This is a genomic window from Bacillus sp. NEAU-CP5 (assembly GCF_026420705.1).
GTDB classification, from domain to species: Bacteria; Bacillota; Bacilli; order Bacillales; family Bacillaceae; genus Bacillus; species Bacillus velezensis.
In genome coordinates this window covers 617609-636801 of the sequence record NZ_JAPMOV010000001.1, presented here as the reverse complement: position 1 = coordinate 636801, position 19193 = coordinate 617609, and the positions used below count along the sequence as shown (strand labels likewise).

Sequence of the window (19193 nt, the reverse complement as noted above, 5' to 3'; positions counted from 1 at the left end):
TGAATTCGTTGTCATGAATTTTCGCTGTAAGGTCACACTAGCTAACAGAGGAGGTACATCTTTTATGTTTAAAGCATTATTTGGCGTTCTCCAGAAAATCGGCCGTGCTCTTATGCTTCCGGTTGCGATTTTACCGGCTGCGGGGATCTTGCTTGCGTTAGGGAATGCCATGCAGAACAAAGATATGATTCAAGTCATGCATTTCTTAAGCAATGATAACGTTCAGCTTGTGGCGAACGTCATGGAAAGCGCCGGCCAAATCGTATTTGACAACCTGCCGCTTCTTTTTGCAGTAGGGGTTGCGATCGGTCTTGCCAACGGAGACGGTGTTGCCGGAATCGCGGCTATTATCGGATACTTGGTCATGAACGTATCCATGAGCGCCGTGCTTATGGCAAACGGCAGTATTCCGTCTGACAAAATTGAACGGGCAAAGTTTTTTGCGGAAAACCATCCGGCCTATATTAACATGCTGGGGATACCCACTTTGGCGACGGGCGTGTTCGGCGGTATTATCGTCGGGGTTCTGGCCGCGTTATTGTTCAACAAGTTTTATAAAATTGAACTTCCGCAGTACCTCGGATTCTTTGCGGGTAAGCGGTTCGTCCCGATTATCACATCAATTTCCGCATTAATTCTCGGTCTTATTATGTTAGTGATCTGGCCTCCGATCCAGCACGGTCTGAATTCCTTCTCCACGGGTCTTGTGGAAGCGAATCCAACCTTGGCGGCCTTTATTTTCGGGATGATTGAGCGGTCATTGATTCCGTTCGGTCTTCATCACATTTTCTACTCGCCGTTCTGGTATGAATTTTTCAGCTATAAAGATGCGGCCGGAGACATCATCCGCGGAGATCAGCGGATTTTCATGGCTCAGATCAAAGACGGCGTACAGCTGACGGCGGGAACATTTATGACGGGGAAATATCCGTTTATGATGTTCGGTCTTCCGGCGGCAGCGCTTGCAATCTATCATGAAGCGAAGCCCGAAAAGAAAAAACTTGTAGCCGGAATCATGGGTTCTGCCGCTCTGACAAGTTTCTTAACGGGAATTACCGAGCCGCTTGAATTCTCATTCTTGTTTGTGGCTCCTATCCTGTTTGCGATTCACTGCGTATTCGCGGGACTTTCCTTTATGGTCATGCAGCTGCTGCATGTAAAAATCGGTATGACCTTCTCAGGCGGTCTGATTGACTACTTCCTGTTCGGAATTCTGCCTAACCGGACGGCTTGGTGGCTTGTCATTCCGGTCGGCTTAGGATTAGCCGTCATTTACTACTTCGGTTTCCGGTTTGCGATCAGAAAGTTCAATCTGAAAACGCCGGGCCGTGAAGAAGAGGCTGCGGATGAAGGTGCGGGCGCCTCAGGCGAAGCCGGGGACCTTCCTTATGAAATCCTGCAGGCAATGGGTGATCAGGAAAACATTAAGCACCTTGACGCTTGTATCACGAGACTCCGCGTTACGGTCAACGACCAGAAGAAAGTGGATAAGACTCGTTTGAAACAGCTTGGCGCCTCAGGCGTTCTTGAAGTCGGAAACAACATTCAGGCCATTTTCGGCCCGCGTTCTGACGGTTTAAAAACACAGATGCAGGATATTATCGCCGGACGCACGCCGCGCCCTGAACCGAAAGTATCCGCGCAAGAAGAAGTCAGCCAGCAGGTTGAAGAGGTTATCGCAGATCCGCTCCGAAACGAGCAGGGTGAAGAAGTGTTCGCTTCTCCGATCACCGGCGAAATCCATCCGATTACCGATGTGCCTGACCAGGTGTTCTCAGGAAAAATGATGGGCGACGGTTTTGCGATTCTTCCTGAAGAAGGAATTGTCGTATCGCCTGTCCGCGGAAAAGTGCTGAATGTTTTCCCGACAAAACATGCGATCGGCCTTCAGTCTGACGGCGGAAGAGAGATCCTCATTCATTTCGGAATCGACACAGTCAGCCTGAAAGGCGAAGGATTCACTTCTTTTGTTTCTGAGGGTGACCGGGTTGAACCGGGGCAAAAGCTGCTTGAAGTTGATCTTGAAGCGGTTAAACCTCATGTTCCTTCATTAATGACACCGATTGTCTTTACAAATCTTGCCGAGGGTGAAGCGATTTCCCTTTCGGCCGAAGGTACCGTAAAACGGGAACAAAAAGATATTGTGAAAATCGGAAAATAAGCATATAAATACGCCGTGCTTGTCAGATGACAAGTACGGCTGTATGATATAATATTGTGTAGTAAAATAGCTTTAATTTAAAGGAGAATGATAATCATGGCACAAAAAACATTTAAAGTAACAGCAGATTCCGGAATCCACGCTCGTCCTGCGACAGTTCTTGTACAGACTGCAAGCAAATACGATGCTGACGTAAACTTAGAATATAACGGCAAAACAGTAAACCTTAAGTCAATCATGGGCGTTATGTCTCTAGGTATTGCTAAAGGCGCTGAAATCACAATTTCCGCTTCAGGCGCTGACGAAAACGATGCTCTTAACGCTTTAGAAGAAACAATGAAAAGCGAAGGACTCGGCGAGTAATGCAAGAATTAAAAGGAATAGGCGCTTCAGCCGGAATTGCGATTGCGAAAGCATACCGGCTTGAAGAGCCGGACTTAACGGTTGAAAAGAAAAACATTGCTGATGCTGCGGCTGAAGTAAGCCGTTTTGATGAAGCGATTGTACGTTCTAAAGAAGAGCTTGAAAAAATTAAAGAGCATGCTTTAAAAGAACTGGGACAAGACAAAGCTGACATTTTCTCCGCGCACCTTTTAGTTCTGAGTGATCCTGAGCTGTTGAACCCGGTAAAGGAGAAAATCAGCGCAGATTCAGTCAATGCTGAATTCGCTTTGAAAGAAACAGCTTCCATGTTCGTTACTATGTTTGAATCAATGGATAACGAATACATGAAAGAGCGTGCGGCGGATATCCGGGACGTAACAAAACGTGTGACGGGGCACCTGCTGGGCGTGGAAATTCCGAATCCGAGCATGATCTCAGAAGAGGTTGTTATCGTGGCTGAAGATTTGACACCGTCTGATACGGCGCAATTAAACCGCCAGTTTGTAAAAGGTTTTACAACTGATATCGGCGGACGCACTTCACACTCCGCGATCATGGCCCGTTCGCTTGAAATTCCGGCTGTTGTCGGCACAAAAGCGGCTACAGGGACAATTGAAAACGGTGTTACGGTAATCGTAGACGGCATCGATGGCGATGTGATCATCGATCCTTCCAGTGAAACGTTAAAGAAATATGAAGAAAAGCACAGTGCTTACCTGGCGCAAAAAGCTGAGTGGGCGAAGCTCGTCAATGAACCGACTGTTTCAAAAGACGGCCATCATGTAGAGCTTGCCGCAAACATCGGCACCCCGGATGATGTAAAAGGCGTTCTTGAAAACGGAGGAGAAGCTGTAGGGCTTTACCGTACGGAATTCCTTTACATGGGACGCGACCAGCTTCCGACGGAAGACGAGCAGTTTGACGCTTATAAAACGGTTCTTGAGCGTATGGAAGGAAAATCAGTTGTCGTTCGGACATTGGATATCGGCGGCGACAAAGAGCTTCCTTACCTGCAGCTCCCTAAAGAAATGAACCCGTTCTTAGGCTACAGAGCCATCCGCCTTTGCCTTGAAGAGCAAGAAATCTTCAGAACTCAGCTTCGTGCGCTGCTTCGTGCAAGTACATACGGAAACTTAAAAATCATGTTCCCGATGATTGCGACAGTAAACGAGTTTAAACAGGCGAAAGCGATTCTTCTCGAAGAAAAAGAAAAACTCGTCGAAGCCGGCGTAGCGGTTTCTGACGATATTGAAGTCGGTATGATGGTAGAGATTCCGTCTACAGCCGTTATCGCAGATCAGTTTGCCGCAGAAGTTGACTTCTTCAGTATCGGAACAAATGACTTGATCCAATACACGATGGCTGCTGACCGCATGAACGAGCGCGTAGCTTATCTGTATCAGCCATACAATCCGGCGATTCTCCGTCTGATCACCCTTGTTATTGAAGCCGCTCACAAAGAGGGCAAATGGGTCGGCATGTGCGGAGAAATGGCGGGAGACGAAATTGCGATTCCGATTCTTCTCGGCTTAGGCTTAGATGAGTTCTCGATGAGCGCTACATCCATCCTTCCGGCAAGAACGCAGATCAGCAAGCTTTCTAAAAAAGAAGCTGAATCATTCAAAGAAACAATCTTGTCTATGAGCACGACAGAAGAGGTTGTCGCATTCGTTAAAGAAACATTCAATAAGTAATACAACAGCCAGACGGTGTAAGCCGTCTGGTTTTTTCATATTCGGAAAAAAAGGGGGAACAATAACTTTCAACAGGAGGGATTATCATGACAAAATCATTTGCAGCGGGGGATACGGTCTATGTGATTTACCGCAATCCGCATGCCGCCAATGTTGCCCATATTAAAGAGGCGGAGATCGTCCATCACCCGTATCATGAGGGAGAACTGTCTCTGTTTTTATACGAAACCTATCATCCGCTGGCCGAAGATGACGCGGTCTTTTCGACATATGAGGAAGCGGAAGCGCTTTACAGCGAGCTTTTTGAAGAAGACCGGTATCATTGATCAAAGGAAATGTTTACAACGCATATTCACTCTCTTTTAAACGGAAAGTAACAATATGAGAATATGTAAAGGGAGTGTCTGTCTATGCTGAAGCCGTTTGTGCCCCAGCTTGTTTATATTGAACCGAGAGCGCTCGAATACCCGTTAGGACAAGAGCTGAAGAATAAGTTTGAAAACATGGGGCTTGAGATCAGAGAAACGACATCGCATAATCAAGTCCGGAATATTCCGGGGAAAAATCACTTGCAGCAATACCGGAACGCGAAATCAACATTGGTAATCGGCGTCCGGAAAACACTGAAATTCGATTCTTCAAAGCCGTCCGCCGAATATGCCATTCCGTTTGCGACGGGCTGTATGGGGCATTGCCACTATTGCTACCTGCAGACGACGATGGGGTCAAAGCCTTACATCCGGACATATGTCAATGTGGAAGAGATTCTGGATCAGGCTGATGAGTATATGAAAGAACGGGCGCCGGAATTTACAAGATTTGAAGCCTCTTGTACGTCTGATATCGTCGGAATCGATCATCTGACACATACATTAAAAAGAGCCATTGAACATTTCGGACAAAGCGAATTGGGACAGCTCAGATTCGTGACTAAATTTCACCACGTCGATCATTTGCTTGATGCAAAGCATAACGGAAAGACAAGGTTCAGATTCAGCATCAATGCGGACTATGTCATTAAAAACTTTGAACCGGGAACTTCTCCGCTCGACAAACGGATAGAAGCCGCCGTCAAAGTCGCTAAAGCGGGCTATCCGCTCGGCTTCATCGTGGCGCCGATTTATATTCACGATGGCTGGGAGGAAGGCTATAAGGAACTGTTTGAGAAACTTGACGCGGCGCTTGATGAAAACGTTCGGCATGACATCACATTTGAACTGATCCAGCACCGTTTTACAAAACCGGCCAAACGGGTGATTGAGAAGAACTATCCGAAAACAAAGCTTGAGCTTGATGAAGAGAAGCGCAGATACAAATGGGGACGCTACGGAATCGGCAAGTATATATACCAAAAAGACGAAGAACATGACTTAAGGGAAACACTCGAATCTTATATCGAAACCTATTTTCCGAAAGCGAAAATCGAATATTTTACGTAAGGCGGAGCTGTCGGCAGGACGGCTCTTTTTTTTGCTGCGCCAAATGACGGAAATGTTTGATATTTATTTCAAGATTTATTCATTTTCTTGGCCGAAAGACCGATATAACTCTCAGGAGGGGATGGTTATGTTTAAAAAAATGCATATCAAAATTGCTGTGTTTGTCTCGGCAATGCTTATCGTAACGGTTGTTTTTTTAACGGTTTCTTCATATTTGACATTAAAGCCGATGATGACGGAGGAAGCAAAACGTACGACAGAGAATGTCACCAATTCACTCGGTCAGAACATTGAGCTTCAGCTGAAAAATGATGAGACCGTATTATTGAGATTAGCAGACGGTGAATTGTCCCGGTCTTTTCTATCAGATGGGAAGAAAGAAACCGCGCGGCTTTTTAACGATGAGTTAAAGCAGATCGGACAGAATGACAAATATGTCGCGCTTGCGTACGTCGGAACCGCAAACAAACAAATGTTTACATATCCAAAGGCCGATTTTGCCAAAGACTATGATCCGACAAATAGAACGTGGTATAAGATGGCGGCTGAAAAACCCGATAAGGTTGTCTGGACCGACCCTTATAAAGATGCAGTGACGGGAGACATGATCGTGACGGCGTCAAAAGCCATTCAAAACAGCGGAACCGTCGTCGGAGTGGCGAGCTTAGATCTGAAGCTGTCCTCCATTCAGAGCATGGTCAACGAGCAAAAGGTCCCGTATAAAGGATTTGCCTTTTTAGCGGATGAAAATGGCTCTCTTCTGGCGCATCCGGAAAAACAGGGGAAAAATATTTCGGAAGATCAGACGTTAAAAGACATCACTGCGGATAAAGAAGGTGTCAAAGAGCTGCAGGGGAACATGGTCGTCTACCAAACGGTAAAAGAAACAGGGTGGAAAGTCGGAACGCAGTTTGAAAAAGATCAGCTGATGGGAGTAGCCGACAAAATGAACACGGTGAGCATTTTTATGTCACTGATCGCCCTTGTGATTACGATCGGACTCAGTTATTTCCTCGCAAAAACGATAACCGGGCCGATTCAGCAGCTGATCGCCAAAACAAATTCAGTCTCAGCGGGAGATTTAACCGTCCGCGCCCAGACGAAATCAAAAGATGAAGTAGGCGAGTTAACAAAAGACTTTAACCAAATGGTTGAAAATATGAAAGAGATGGTCGAACAGGTCAAGACCTCTTCGGAAAATGTGTCCGATACATCTGACCAACTAACCGTCATTTCACAAGAAACAAATGAAACGAGCGGACAAATCGCAAAAGCGATAGAGGAAGTCGCCGCCGGAGCGACAGAGCAAGCGTCAGAGGTTGAGACAATCAACGAAAAATCAGAAAATCTCTCGGTCAAAATAAAAGGAATCGCAGATCGCGCAGGCAGCATAAAACAACTCTCAAAATCTTCAGAGGATGCCAGCTACAAAGGACTGGACGCGCTCGGGCAGCTGCTGATGAAGTCAAACGAAGCCAATTCAGAAACGAAAAAAGTAGAGGCAATGCTGAATGACCTGGAAGAACAAACGAAAAACATAGAAGAAGTCGTGACGGCAATATCCGCCATTTCAGACCAGACGAACCTCTTGGCGCTGAATGCGAGCATTGAAGCCGCAAGAGCGGGAGAAAGCGGCCGGGGCTTTGCCGTCGTCGCGGAAGAAGTCCGCAAGCTTGCTGAACAATCAGCTCTTTCTTCCGGCCATATCAGTGAGACGGTCCGTCTGATTCAATCTGAGACAAAAGAAGCGTCACACGCGATGATTGAGGCAAGCAGAATGAATGATGAACAAAACAGCACCATTCATGAAACGGGTGAGGTCCTCAATCTGATTACGACGGAAATGCAGTCTCTCGTTCAAGGTATAGATCATATTTACAATGACATTCAAAAAATGAGTGAAGAACAAGCCGCGATTCAAGAAGCGATTCAAAGCATCTCCGCCATTTCTCAAGAATCAGCGGCAGCGGCGGAAGAAGTGAACGCTTCAACAGATGAACAGCTCGTTACGCTTGAAAAAGTGAAGCAATCGACTGATATGTTAAAGAGCGCGAGCGAAGATCTGATCAGCGCCATTTCTAAATTCACCTTGTAACGCGGACTCTATCAGCCTGTCATATGGTAATATAGACATGAAATCGTATATATGAATCGCAGCAGGGGAGGAAAGCGCAGTGAACAAAACGGTCGGATTTATCGGTTTAGGTGTCATGGGAAACAGTATGGCATCGCACATTTTAGAAGCGGGCTATCCTGTTTTAGTCTACACGCGGACGAAACAAAAAGCGGAAGAGATTCTGAATAAGGGAGCGGTCTGGCAGGAGACGGTCAAAGACCTTTCGGAGAAAGCTGACATCATTATTACCATGGTCGGCTACCCGAGTGATGTCGAGGAAATCTATCTCGGCGAAAACGGCATTCTCCGGCACGCAAAAGAAGGGGCGTTTGTCATTGACATGACGACATCAAAACCGTCTCTGGCGAAGAAGATAGCGGAGAAAGCCAAAGAAAAGTCCATTCACGCCTTGGATGCACCTGTTTCCGGCGGAGACATCGGCGCGAGGAACGGAACGCTTGCCATTATGGCCGGAGGAGAAAAAGAAGCGTTTGAAGCAAGCCTGCCGCTTTTCTCCGTTATGGGGGAAAACATTCAGTATCAAGGGCCGGCCGGCAGCGGCCAGCATACGAAAATGTGCAATCAGATCGCGATTGCAGCGGGAATGGTCGGAGTGGCTGAAGCGATGGCTTACGCTGAAAAATCCGGTCTGAACCCGGAACAAGTGCTGAAAAGCATTACAACCGGAGCGGCTGGCAGCTGGTCATTGTCAAATCTCGCCCCCCGTATGCTGAAAGGCGATTTTGCGCCCGGATTCTACGTGAAACACTTTATTAAAGACATGGGAATTGCCCTAGAAGAAGCGGAGCTCATGGGAGAAGAAATGCCCGGATTGGCGCTTGCCAAATCATTATACGACAAGCTTTCCGCGCAAGGTGAAGAAAACAGCGGAACTCAAAGTATTTATAAGCTTTGGGTGAAATAAAAAAGATTGCCCGCAGGGGCAATCTTTTTTATTATTTATTTTCCGATGAATTGCTGTGTCCAGATGTTTCCTGATTCTACGTAACCGACACCGATTTGAGTGAACTCAGGATTCATGATGTTCTTTCTGTGGCCTTCACTGTTCATCCAAGCTTTAACGACAGCTTCAGGAGTCGGCTGTCCTTTGGCGATATTTTCACCGGCAGTTTTATAAGTGATTCCGAAAGACTTCATCATATCGAAAGGTGAGCCGTAAGTAGGGCTTTGGTGATCGAAATAGTTTTTGTCTTTCATATCTTGTGATTTTGCGTGAGCTGATTTGCTTAATTTTTCATCAATCTGCAGAGGTTTTAAGCCTTGCTTTTGTCTCTCTGCATTTGTCAATTCAACGACTTTCTTTTCATACGCACTGACAGATGAAGGAGTTTTCTCGCTGCTGTTGTTTGTGTTATCTGTCTGCTTTGCATTGTCAGCCGTCTGGTTTTGATCGGCTTTCGGTTTTTCGGCAGCTGCCGGAGCCGTTTTTGCCGGTGTTTCTTTTTGAACGTCTTTAACTGTCATGTCAGAATGCTTTGCGTGTTTTTGCAGCAGCTGAGTCAGCTCTTTCTCATTTTTAACGTTCAGCTTTTTCACGCTCGTTTTCATATGTAGTTTTTCAACAGCCTCTTGAAGAGTCAGATGCTGTACGGTGTTTCCTTTTTTCACAGTAACGACGTGCTGGCATGACAGCTCTTTTGCAGATGCCTGCTGAATGCCTCCGAATGTAATCAAACTGACTGCCGCGGCGGCAGATAAGAGAAATGCTTTTTTCATAAGTTAATAGCCTCCCAGAGAAGTTTTTTTCTACATGAAAAATCTTATCACAGCTTTTTTGTCATAATGCAGGCAGCCATTTCCTTTGACAACAAACTCTTGTCATAATTGTAATTGAGCGCAGAAAAATGGCTCTAAACCGGGAAAAACGATCTGTATTTATTTTTAAAAATCTGTTACATCTCTTCAAATTATTTGAAGTGTTAGATATATTTTAAGATAATTTGATCTTGACAGTTTTTTTTACCCGTTTTCGCTGTAACAACTTTTACAAAAATGTTACAATTAAAATCTGTTTATGTAAATATATTCAATGATTTGAGAGGTGTAACAGAAAGTGGCTGAAGTTGCGCGCGAACCAAAGAAAAAAACGAAACGTTACAGAGCGCTGAGAATGAATCTCTATTTTTTGATTGTTTTTCTTCTCTTTACGGCACTGATTTTTAAACTCGGCATCGTCCAGATTGTCGAAGGGGATAAACACCGCCAGGATGCGGAGAAGGCAAATGCAAAAACCGCCTATTATCCAACACCGCGGGGAAAGATGTATGACAAGCGGAATAGGGTGGCGGTTGATAACCAGGCTGTGCCTGAAATTGTATATGTATCCACCTCAAAAACCTCGGCAAAGGACAAATTGAAAACGGCAAAAAATCTCGCCGCACTGATTCATATTGATACTGAATTTATGAAGGATCGAAATATCATTGATTACTGGCTTGCCGCACATCCGAAGAAGGCGGAAAAGCTTATGAAGGATTCAGAAAACAGCCTGAAGCCGCAAGAAGTGTACAAACGCCAGATTGAACGCGTCCCGAAGCAGGAGATTGATGCGATCAAACAAAATAAAAAAGAGCTGGAAATCGCGGCGATTTATACGCGTTTTTCAAGCGGCAACGCCTATCAGCCGCAAGTCGTCAAATCAATGGACCCGAATAAGCTGAACGGAAACGGAAACAGCGGTTCATTGCTTGACGAGCATGAAAACAACAAGCAAAAACCAAAAAGCGATCTGACATATGAAGAAGTTTCCGTCGTATCCGAGCACCTGAAAGAGCTCCCCGGCATTGACGTGATCAATGACTGGACGCGAAAATATCCATACGACAAAACGCTGTACTCTCTGTTCGGCGGTGTGACGACACCGGAACAGGGATTGTTGGGCGAACGGAAAGATTACTATGTCACAAGAGGCTACTCACTGAATGACCGGGTGGGAAAAAGCTACATCGAATATCAGTATGAGGACTATTTAAACGCGCATAAAGAAAAAGTAGAGTATGTGGAAAACAGCAAAGGTGAGGTCGTCAGCCAAAAGCCCGTCGATGAAGGCAGCAGAGGCTACGATCTGCAACTCTCGCTCGATATGGAATTACAGTCGAAAGTCGAAAAAGTCATTGAAAAAGAGCTGAGAAGAAGCCGCGCCGCAGGCAACTATATGGTTGACAGAGGATTTGCCGTCATGATGGACCCGAACAACGGGGATATTCTCTCAATGGCGGGGAAACGCATCGATCTCGAAACAAATAAAACACAGGATTTTGCGATCGGAGCATTTACGACCCAATATGAGATGGGCTCTTCTGTTAAAGGAGCGACTGTTCTCGCAGGTTACCAAAGCGGCCTCCCGCATTATAAAACGTTTGTCGATGCACCGCTTGTATTTAAAGGCAAAACGAGAAAACAATCGTGGACACAAATGGGAGCCATTACTGAGCTGACCGCGCTGCAAAGAAGTTCAAACGTGTATATGTTTCATGTGGCCATGCATATCGCCGGCATTAACTACAGGCCGTACGGCACGCTGCCTGCCGGATTAGACGATATTAAAAAAATGCGCAACTACTACGCCCAATTCGGTTTGGGTGTGAAGACCGGGATTGATCTTCCGCAGGAATCAGCGGGCATGCAGTCAAATCCGCAAATGGTCGGGGGATTGCTGCTTGACTTTGCGATCGGACAGTTTGATACGTATACGCCGCTTCAAATGGCTCAATATATTTCAGCCATCGCAAACGGCGGGTATCGCGTCCAACCGCGGATCGTCACAAGCATTCATGAACCGGACAGCAAAAACAAGATTGGAAAAGCGATTGAACAGCGAGATAGTAAAATTTTGAACAAAGTAAATAACAGCCCGAGCGATTTTGACCAAGTTCATAAAGGGATGAAATTGGTTACAAGCTCACCTCAAGGAACGGCTTATTCAACATTCCAGGGGTCCGGCGCTGATGTATCCGGAAAAACGGGAACCGCGCAGACGCGCTATTACGGCACGAACAAAAATTGGTGGGGGAAAGAGACGTATAACCTGACCTTTGTCGGTTATTATCCGTCAGAACATCCACGAGTGGCATTCAGCGTCGTCGTACCGACTGTTCAGGATGATCACGATCATGTCAGCAAAAACATTGCCAAAGGAGCAATTGACGCTTACAAAGAACTTGAAAAGAAATACAATAAAAAATAACAAATGAAAGGGCGGCCGAACATATCGTGCGCCCTTTCTTTCATTCAGGAAAATTGACGTTCACAATAAGAATAGAAGGAGAATGCTTATTTTTTAGCGAATCAATCTAGTGGAATTTCTTTTTATATCAGTCCGTGTCCAGCCTGCAGTGCGAGTATAATGCAAAGGAGGGATTCTGTGGAACAGGATACTCAGCATGTCAAACAGTTTCAATCGAAAACCGATCTTCATGCCGTTTTGACGTCTAACGGGCGTATTATGTATATTTCTGCAAATTGCAAATCGTATTTCAGTTATTCTCAGGAAGAGATGATCGGGTCATTTCTCAAAACGTTCCTGCATGAAGAAGATCAATTTTTGGTTGAAAGTTACTTCTATAATGAGCATCATTTGATGCCTTGCACCTTTCGTCTTATTAAAAAAGATCATACCATCGTATGGCTTGAAGCGGGTGTGGAAATTGTCACACCGCAAATGGAGGGGACGGATCGGGAAATCATCCTCAAAATCAAGGTGCTTGAGGAGAAGACGCCCCGCCGGCCTTATATGTATGAACAAAAGAAGCAAAAGGCAGAACAACAGTCGGAAGATGCGGCTGGAAACGGCGAATTCGAGCGTCTTGTCGAAATGCTGCCGAATCCTTTATATGTCAGCATCAACGGCACAATCGCCTACACCAACAATGCGATGCTTGCCATGCTGGGAGCCGAAAGCAAAGACGAGGTAATCGGCAGGCGCTGTTATGAGTTTATTGAAGAAGAGTATCACGACATTGTGAAAAACCGAATTGTGCGGATGCAAAAAGGAATGGAAGTCGGAATGATCGAACAGACGTGGAGAAGGCTTGACGGCACGCCCGTTCATTTAGAAGTGAAGGCGGCACCGACGACATATAAAAATCAGCGGGCGGAATTGCTGCTTCTGATTGATATTTCTTCACGGAAAAAATTCCAAACGATTCTGCAAAAAAGCAGAGAGCGTTATCAGCTCCTCATTCAGAATTCAATTGACACGATCGCTGTGATTCACAATGATAAATGGGTATTCATGAATGAGTCGGGCATTTCGCTGTTTGAGGCTGAAACATATGAAGATTTAATTGGGAAAAACGTCTATGATCAGCTTCATCCCTGTGATCATGACGGCGTGAAACAGCGGATCCAAAATATTATCAACCGAAAGACCGAGTCAGAAATTATTAAGCAATCGTGGTTTACCTTTAAAAACCGGCTGATCTACACGGAAATGGTCTGCATTCCGACGACGTTTTTCGGAGAAACGGCCGTGCAGGTCATTCTGCGTGATATTTCTGAGCGGAAGCAGACGGAGGAATTAATGCTGAAGTCGGAGAAGCTGTCTATCGCAGGGCAGCTGGCGGCGGGAATCGCCCACGAAATCCGCAATCCGCTGACGGCGATCAAAGGATTTTTACAGCTCATGAAGCCGACGATGGGGGAAAACGAACATTACTTTGAAATTGTGTTTTCTGAACTGAGCAGAATCGAATTAATTTTAAGTGAGCTTTTAATGCTTGCCAAACCTCAGCAAAACGCCGTGAAAGAGCGTGTAAACTTAAAGAAAATTATAAGTGAAGTGACCGCTCTTTTAGAGACGCAGGCAAATCTTAAAGGGATTTTTATCAAAACGGATTATGAACATGACAGCATGTATATTAACGGTGATCAAAATCAGCTGAAACAGGTGTTTATCAATCTGATTAAAAATGCCGTTGAGTCGATGCCGGATGGGGGAACGGTTCACATTCTTATGACAGAAGATGAGTATTCCGTTAATGTGACGGTGAAAGACGAGGGTGACGGAATACCGGAAAACGTGCTGAAACGAATAGGCGAACCGTTTTTGACAACGAAAGAAAAAGGAACCGGCCTGGGGCTGATGGTCACATTCAACCTTATTAAAAACCATCAGGGAGCCATCCAAGTAGACAGCAAACCGGATAGAGGCACGGCCTTTCATATTACATTCCCGAAACAATAAAAAACAACGGCGTTATGCCGTTGTTTAAATAGTCTGCATGGATTCTCTCGTTTTTAAAATAAATGCTTCCAGCCGGTCCAAGCCTTCTCTCAATGTATCCAGTGAATATGCGAATGACAGCCTCACATACCCTTCACCCAACTTTGAAAACGAGCTGCCGGGCACAAGAGCCACACCTGCATCCTCTAAAAGAGCCATACTAAAATCAAACGATGACATTCCGAATGACTTAATGGAAGGGAAGATATAAAATGCGCCTGACGGCTTTACGACGTCAAGCCCCATTGAAACTAGACGGTCATATACATAGTCAAGCCGCTTTTTATACTGTTCTCTCATAATAAGCGCATCATCAACACCGTTTGTCACCGCTTCAAGAGCCGCTTTCTGAGAGATTGAAGACGCGCATGTCACACTGTATTGGTGAACTTTTAAGATGTGCTTGGCAATTTCTTTCGGTGCGAAAATGAAACCGATTCTCCAGCCCGTCATGCTGTGTGATTTTGACAGGCCGTTGATAACGATCGTCTGGTCTCTCAAATAAGACGCGATCGAATAATGCGGTCTGTCATAGGTTAATTCGCTGTAAATCTCATCAGACAGGACAAAAACATTTCTGCCTTTCAGGACGGCTGCGATGTTTTGCAGCTCTTCCTCAGACAATGTCACTCCGGTCGGATTTGACGGATAAGGAAGAATGACGCATTTTGTTTTTGGTGTCAGCGATTCTTCAATGAGCCGCGCCGTCAGCTTAAATCCGTGTGTCGTCGTATCCACATGGACCGGAACGGCGCCCGACATGCGAATGATCGGTTCGTAGCCCGGATATATCGGTCCGGGGAGAATAACTTCATCGCCCGGAGATAAAATCGTCCGCAAAGACGCGTCAATCGCTTGGCTTGCCCCGGTTGTGACGATGATTTCAGTTTCAGCTTCATAATTCAAATCAGCTTTTTTCTTCATATAAAGCTGTACGGCCTGTCTCAGCTCAAGGCCGCCCGCATTCGGAGTATATGCCGTTGCGTTCTCGTCGATTGCCTTTTTGGCAGCCGCTTTGACATGGTGCGGCGTGAAGAAATCCGGCTGACCGATCGTAAGCGAAATGACATTGTCGTGCTGAGCTACAAGATTTGAGAATTTGCGAATTCCTGAAATTTCAATTTCTTTTACATTCGGATTAAGCAAATGTTCCATAATTCATCACCTTATACTATATATTGAGTTTATCCTATTTTACCACTAGCTGAGCATTTGTCATCTTTTTATTGAACTATCCCGAGTATATGTCCGATATGTGAAAACATACCTTCTTTCAGAAAAAAATAAGACAACCAGCTGAAATGATTGTCTTCATTGTATCATGATCTATCTATTGTGATATGTGGCGAATGTCATTAATACCCGTATTCAAAGCTGACGTCTTCCCGCCATAAGATGTATGGAGCGGGCTTGTCGGGACGCTCTTTCGCCTCTTTTTTCATTTGCAGGTAAGCCGTTTTGCTGATATCTTCTAACACCGTCATTTGATCTTGGTCGAATATGACTACTGTACCCATTTATTACACCCTTCTTCCTGAAAAATCCTTGACTATTTTACCACTCGATGTCAAAAAGTCAATGGGATATCAGAAAAAAGCATTTTTTTATAAAGAGTTCATGGCCAGTTGGACCGAATACATTCACTTTTTCCGTTTCCAGCCGATATATACAGTACAATACTGAATGCGGATAGCGAGGGATTGAATTGTCTTTACAACAATACGATATTTTATTGGATTCAGGCACAAACGAATTAGAAATCGTCAAATTTGAAGTAGGCGTCAATACATTTGGCATAAATGTGATGAAAGTCCGGGAAATCATTCAGCCGGTAGAGGTCACATCTGTGCCTCAGTCTCATAAAGACGTAGAAGGGATGATTAAGCTGAGAGGCGAAATTCTTCCCGTCATCAGTCTGTATTCCTTTTTCGGCGTTGATGCCGAAGGAGCAAAAGACGATAAATATATCGTAACGGAATTCAACAAACGGAAAATCGTCTTTCACGTCGGTTCCGTTTCACAAATCCACAGGGTGTCCTGGGAGGCGATTGAAAAGCCGACTTCCCTGAACCAGGGCATGGAGCGGCATTTAACGGGAATCATCAAACTGGAAGACACGATGATCTTTCTGCCCGATTATGAAAAGATCATTTACGATATTGAATCGGCATCGGGAGTTGAGACTTATCATGTCCATCAGGAAGGATTTGATGAAAGACGGGCGGGTAAAAAACTGATCATCGTTGAAGATTCGCCGCTTCTGATGCGTCTTTTGACGGATGAGCTGACTGAGGCGGGGTACAGTGAAATCGTTACGTTTGAAAACGGAAAAGAAGCGTATGATTACGTCGTGGAACTGACGGATAACGGAGAAAACCTGTCAGACCATATTGACATGATTATCAGTGACATTGAGATGCCGAAAATGGACGGGCATCGTTTGACGAAGCTCCTTAAGGATAACCCGCAAAGCTCTGATGTGCCGATTATGATTTTCTCGTCCCTGATTACGGACGACCTGCGCCACCGGGGCGAAGTAGTCGGAGCGGATGAACAGATCAGCAAGCCTGAAATCAGCGAGCTCATTAAAAAAGTGGATACGTACGTGATTGAATAGAAAAAAGCCGATGCATGACGCATCGGCTTTTTTTGCGGCGGAATTAAAAATAACTCTCACCAAGTTTTTTAAATACGGGTTTATGATAAGCGGGCTGCTGCCTGTTGGCGGCAAGCGGTTTTTCCTTTAAGCCCACATATTTTTGCAATACGTTTTTCGCTTTTGTCAAAGACATTTGTGCTTTAGGATTGCGGTACGATTGATTTAACGTACCTAAATGCGGAAGATGCTGGAAGTCTTCTTTTGTTGGAGGCATGTGAAAATAGTAGTCTCCGATAGAGATAAGTACGTCTGACTGCTGTTGGCTAAACCTGGGATTATTTGAAAAATGAAGCCCTATTTTTTTCCCTTTGCCTTCTTTCACAAGCTTTTGTAATGCCCGTTTTTTCAGCAGATAAAGGTATTTAGGGTTGGGGGCGGTTTTTGCATGGCGGTTCACAGTATAAACAGCTTTTGAAAGATTCTCGATGGTTGGCTGCAGCTCTTTCGAATAAGCGTGGTCGTCCATTATTTCTCTCCTTTGCATTGATCAAGTTCATATATAGATTATACTTTTTTAGCGTTGAAATGCAAATATTGATTATAAAAATACGCCTTTTTCTGATGAAAAGGGCGCATCTTTTTCCTTTATTAGACAGGATTCGCATGTTTTTCGGAATCAGCCTTTAATGATTGCTGCACATCGACCTCTGCTGCCTCGGCGCTGTATTTCGGAAGAGCGATAAAATAGAACACAAATACCGCTAAAATCACGATTCCCATGCCGTAATAAAGGTAATCAATATTGGTAACGAATTTCGGAAATAACAGGGCAACCAGTCCGAGTGTAATCGATTGGGCAAACATCATAAAAGGATCCTGCCAGCCGCTGACCCGGCCCATTATTTTCGGATGAACGATTTTCGGCATCCAGCCGCCGATGGCGATATTGACAGGGCCGATGCACATGCCGAGGACGAAAGCCGCCGCATAATAAATCCACAGCTTATCCGTATAGCCGAGGACAAAAATGAGCAGTCCGGCTGCCAAAATAGGAATCGACATCAAATGATGCGGTTTGACTTTTTTTGCGATCATCGTTCCGATCACACTTCCTGCAAGCAGGCCGAAGCCGAGTGCGACGGTGAAGATGGAAGTATGTGATTCGTAATGATCAGGCGCAAGTCCGTATTTCATCGTAAACATCGGCAGTACGGCAAAGCCGCCGTTGACAAAACCAAAGATAAAAAAGCCGAAAATAAGGGAAGCAAGCAATTTGTTTTTAACAATATATACGATCCCTTCCTTAAAATCAGCGACCGAGTCTTTCAGAAACGAATCTCCCCATTTAAAAGGGCCATTCGGCTGACGGGCTTCTTTCGGAATGCGGCAGGCGCGGATCAGAAAGCCTGATACAATAAAGCTGACAAAATCAAGGATAATGGCTCCGTGAATACCGATCGTTTTATACATAAACGCGCCTATACCGACGCCGAATACCATGAAGATGCTGAACAGGATCTGGTTAAGTCCCGCCGCTTTCGCGTAATGCTCCTTAGGCAGAATAGCTTGTACAAGGCTGGCTTCCGCCGGGAAAAAGAACTTGGTCACGGCGCTTCTGATGAACAAAATACAGAACACGAGAGGGATGCTCCCGGTGTATAATGCGGCAAACAATACGATCGTCAGTCCGGCTCTGATCCAGTCACAATTCTCTGCGACCTTTTTCCTGTCAAGCCGGTCAGCTGCGACACCGACAATCAGAAATACGAAAACTGTCGGCAGTGAATACATCAGCTCAGCCAAAGTCGTGTATGCCGGCTGGTTTGAAAAATGGTCCAGCAAGTAAAAAGCGAAAGCCATATTACCTACAGTCGTTCCCATTTGAGAAGCGAGTGCTGCGAAAAAGAGACGGACAAAATTGCGATTTTTAAATATATCCATAAACACGCTCCTTACCCTAAAGGTCCCACTGTAATATATTATCATCAGCTCGTTCCATTAACAAATAAGATCTTTCTATCTTATAATAGTCACTCTTGTTCCATTAGGAACGGTAGCGGCAAGTTCAGTGACGTCCTGATTATACATCCGGATGCATCCTTTTGATACCGCTTTGCCGATGGAGGAAGGATTATTTGTTCCGTGAATGCCGTAATGAATTTTAGAGAGGCTGAGCCAATAAGCGCCGAACGGGCCGCCGGGCTTAGGCTGGCGGTTCACGATGTAAAATTCTCCGGTCGGCGTGGTCGTCAATATTTTTCCGACTGCGATGGGGTACGTACGGATGAGCCTGCCAAGGCGGTATAACTCCAGTTTTTTCGCTCCGATATACACGATGATGGAGTAGGGAATGGTGGATGGATCGGGAAGATTCGGTATGATAATATGCTGTCCCGCGTATATGACCGATTGGATTGAGGGATTTGCCTGAAGGAGAGCAGCAGTGCTTATTCTGAAGTCTTGCGCAATGCTTGAGATGGTTTCTCCTTGTTTCACTTGATATGTCAGCAGTTTCATCACCCTCCTTTTTGCTCTTTTCCATATACATATTACGGA

At 45.2% G+C, this 19193-nt stretch carries 15 protein-coding genes and 1 pseudogene; 10 read left to right on the top strand and 6 right to left on the bottom strand.

The genetic code is table 11. From position 1 onward, the window contains the following. Nucleotides 1-64 precede the first annotated feature (64 nt). From ptsG to OTK50_RS02435, 7 genes are all read left to right on the top strand, one after another. Nucleotides 65-2161 carry a glucose-specific PTS transporter subunit IIBC gene (gene ptsG, locus OTK50_RS02465; protein ID WP_003154656.1) on the top strand — a complete coding sequence of 699 codons (2097 nt, stop codon included), beginning with the start codon at nt 65-67 and terminating at the stop codon, nt 2159-2161. A 96-nt stretch (nt 2162-2257) separates the two neighbouring features. After that, on the top strand, nt 2258-2524 hold the full coding sequence (locus OTK50_RS02460; protein WP_003154654.1) for a phosphocarrier protein HPr: 267 nt from the start codon (nt 2258-2260) through the stop codon (nt 2522-2524). Beyond that, nucleotides 2524-4239 carry a phosphoenolpyruvate--protein phosphotransferase gene (gene ptsP, locus OTK50_RS02455; RefSeq protein WP_007611069.1) on the top strand — a complete coding sequence of 572 codons (1716 nt, stop codon included), beginning with the start codon at nt 2524-2526 and terminating at the stop codon, nt 4237-4239. Before OTK50_RS02460 ends, ptsP begins: the two co-directional genes overlap by 1 nt. 86 nt (nt 4240-4325) lie before the next feature. Then, complete coding sequence (locus OTK50_RS02450; RefSeq protein WP_003154646.1) at nt 4326-4565, top strand: transcriptional regulator SplA domain-containing protein; 240 nt, start codon at nt 4326-4328, stop codon at nt 4563-4565. Nucleotides 4566-4649: 84 nt separating this feature from the next. Beyond that, nucleotides 4650-5678: a spore photoproduct lyase gene (splB, locus tag OTK50_RS02445; RefSeq protein WP_045207264.1), complete on the top strand. Its 1029-nt coding sequence runs from the start codon at nt 4650-4652 to the stop codon at nt 5676-5678. Between the two features lie 127 nt (nt 5679-5805). Continuing rightward, entirely contained in the window at nt 5806-7773 is a 1968-nt protein-coding gene (locus OTK50_RS02440; protein ID WP_266121821.1) for a methyl-accepting chemotaxis protein, read from the top strand. 79 nt (nt 7774-7852) lie between these two features. Then, entirely contained in the window at nt 7853-8719 is an 867-nt protein-coding gene (locus tag OTK50_RS02435) for an NAD(P)-dependent oxidoreductase (RefSeq protein WP_045207267.1), read from the top strand. Nucleotides 8720-8754: 35 nt separating this feature from the next. Here OTK50_RS02435 and OTK50_RS02430 read toward each other — a convergent pair whose 3' ends face one another. After that, nucleotides 8755-9531 carry a CAP domain-containing protein gene (locus OTK50_RS02430; RefSeq protein ID WP_014417601.1) on the bottom strand — a complete coding sequence of 259 codons (777 nt, stop codon included), beginning with the start codon at nt 9529-9531 and terminating at the stop codon, nt 8755-8757. A gap of 337 nt (nt 9532-9868) precedes the next feature. On the opposite strand from OTK50_RS02430, the gene OTK50_RS02425 reads away from it, so the two are divergent. Together OTK50_RS02425 and OTK50_RS02420 are read left to right on the top strand one after the other, a co-directional pair. Continuing rightward, nucleotides 9869-12001, top strand: coding sequence for a peptidoglycan D,D-transpeptidase FtsI family protein (locus OTK50_RS02425; protein WP_045207270.1), 2133 nt, complete (start codon nt 9869-9871; stop codon nt 11999-12001). Between the two features lie 177 nt (nt 12002-12178). Next, entirely contained in the window at nt 12179-13999 is a 1821-nt protein-coding gene (locus OTK50_RS02420; RefSeq protein ID WP_045207272.1) for a PAS domain-containing protein, read from the top strand. Here OTK50_RS02420 and OTK50_RS02415 read toward each other — a convergent pair. Further along, nucleotides 13980-15193, bottom strand: a pseudogene (locus OTK50_RS02415) (aminotransferase A). The gene OTK50_RS02420 and the pseudogene OTK50_RS02415 sit on opposite strands and share 20 nt — an antisense overlap. A gap of 200 nt (nt 15194-15393) precedes the next feature. Then, nucleotides 15394-15555 (bottom strand): hypothetical protein, encoded by a 162-nt coding sequence (locus OTK50_RS02410; RefSeq protein WP_007409608.1) that lies wholly within the window; start codon nt 15553-15555, stop codon nt 15394-15396. Nucleotides 15556-15743: 188 nt separating this feature from the next. Here OTK50_RS02410 and cheV point away from each other — a divergent pair, with 188 nt between their 5' ends. Beyond that, entirely contained in the window at nt 15744-16655 is a 912-nt protein-coding gene (gene cheV / locus OTK50_RS02405; protein WP_038457848.1) for a chemotaxis protein CheV, read from the top strand. Between the two features lie 43 nt (nt 16656-16698). Here cheV and OTK50_RS02400 read toward each other — a convergent pair whose 3' ends face one another. The 3 genes from OTK50_RS02400 to OTK50_RS02390 all read right to left on the bottom strand — a co-directional run bounded on the left by OTK50_RS02400 (nt 16699) and on the right by OTK50_RS02390 (nt 19148). Continuing rightward, nucleotides 16699-17163 carry a YkyB family protein gene (locus OTK50_RS02400; RefSeq protein ID WP_003154622.1) on the bottom strand — a complete coding sequence of 155 codons (465 nt, stop codon included), beginning with the start codon at nt 17161-17163 and terminating at the stop codon, nt 16699-16701. Nucleotides 17164-17285: 122 nt separating this feature from the next. Next, nucleotides 17286-18578, bottom strand: a complete 1293-nt coding sequence (locus tag OTK50_RS02395) for an MFS transporter (RefSeq protein ID WP_007611093.1) — start codon at nt 18576-18578, stop codon at nt 17286-17288. Between the two features lie 75 nt (nt 18579-18653). Continuing rightward, nucleotides 18654-19148, bottom strand: a complete 495-nt coding sequence (locus OTK50_RS02390; protein ID WP_088462390.1) for a L,D-transpeptidase family protein — start codon at nt 19146-19148, stop codon at nt 18654-18656. Between the last annotated feature and the right edge of the window lie 45 nt (nt 19149-19193).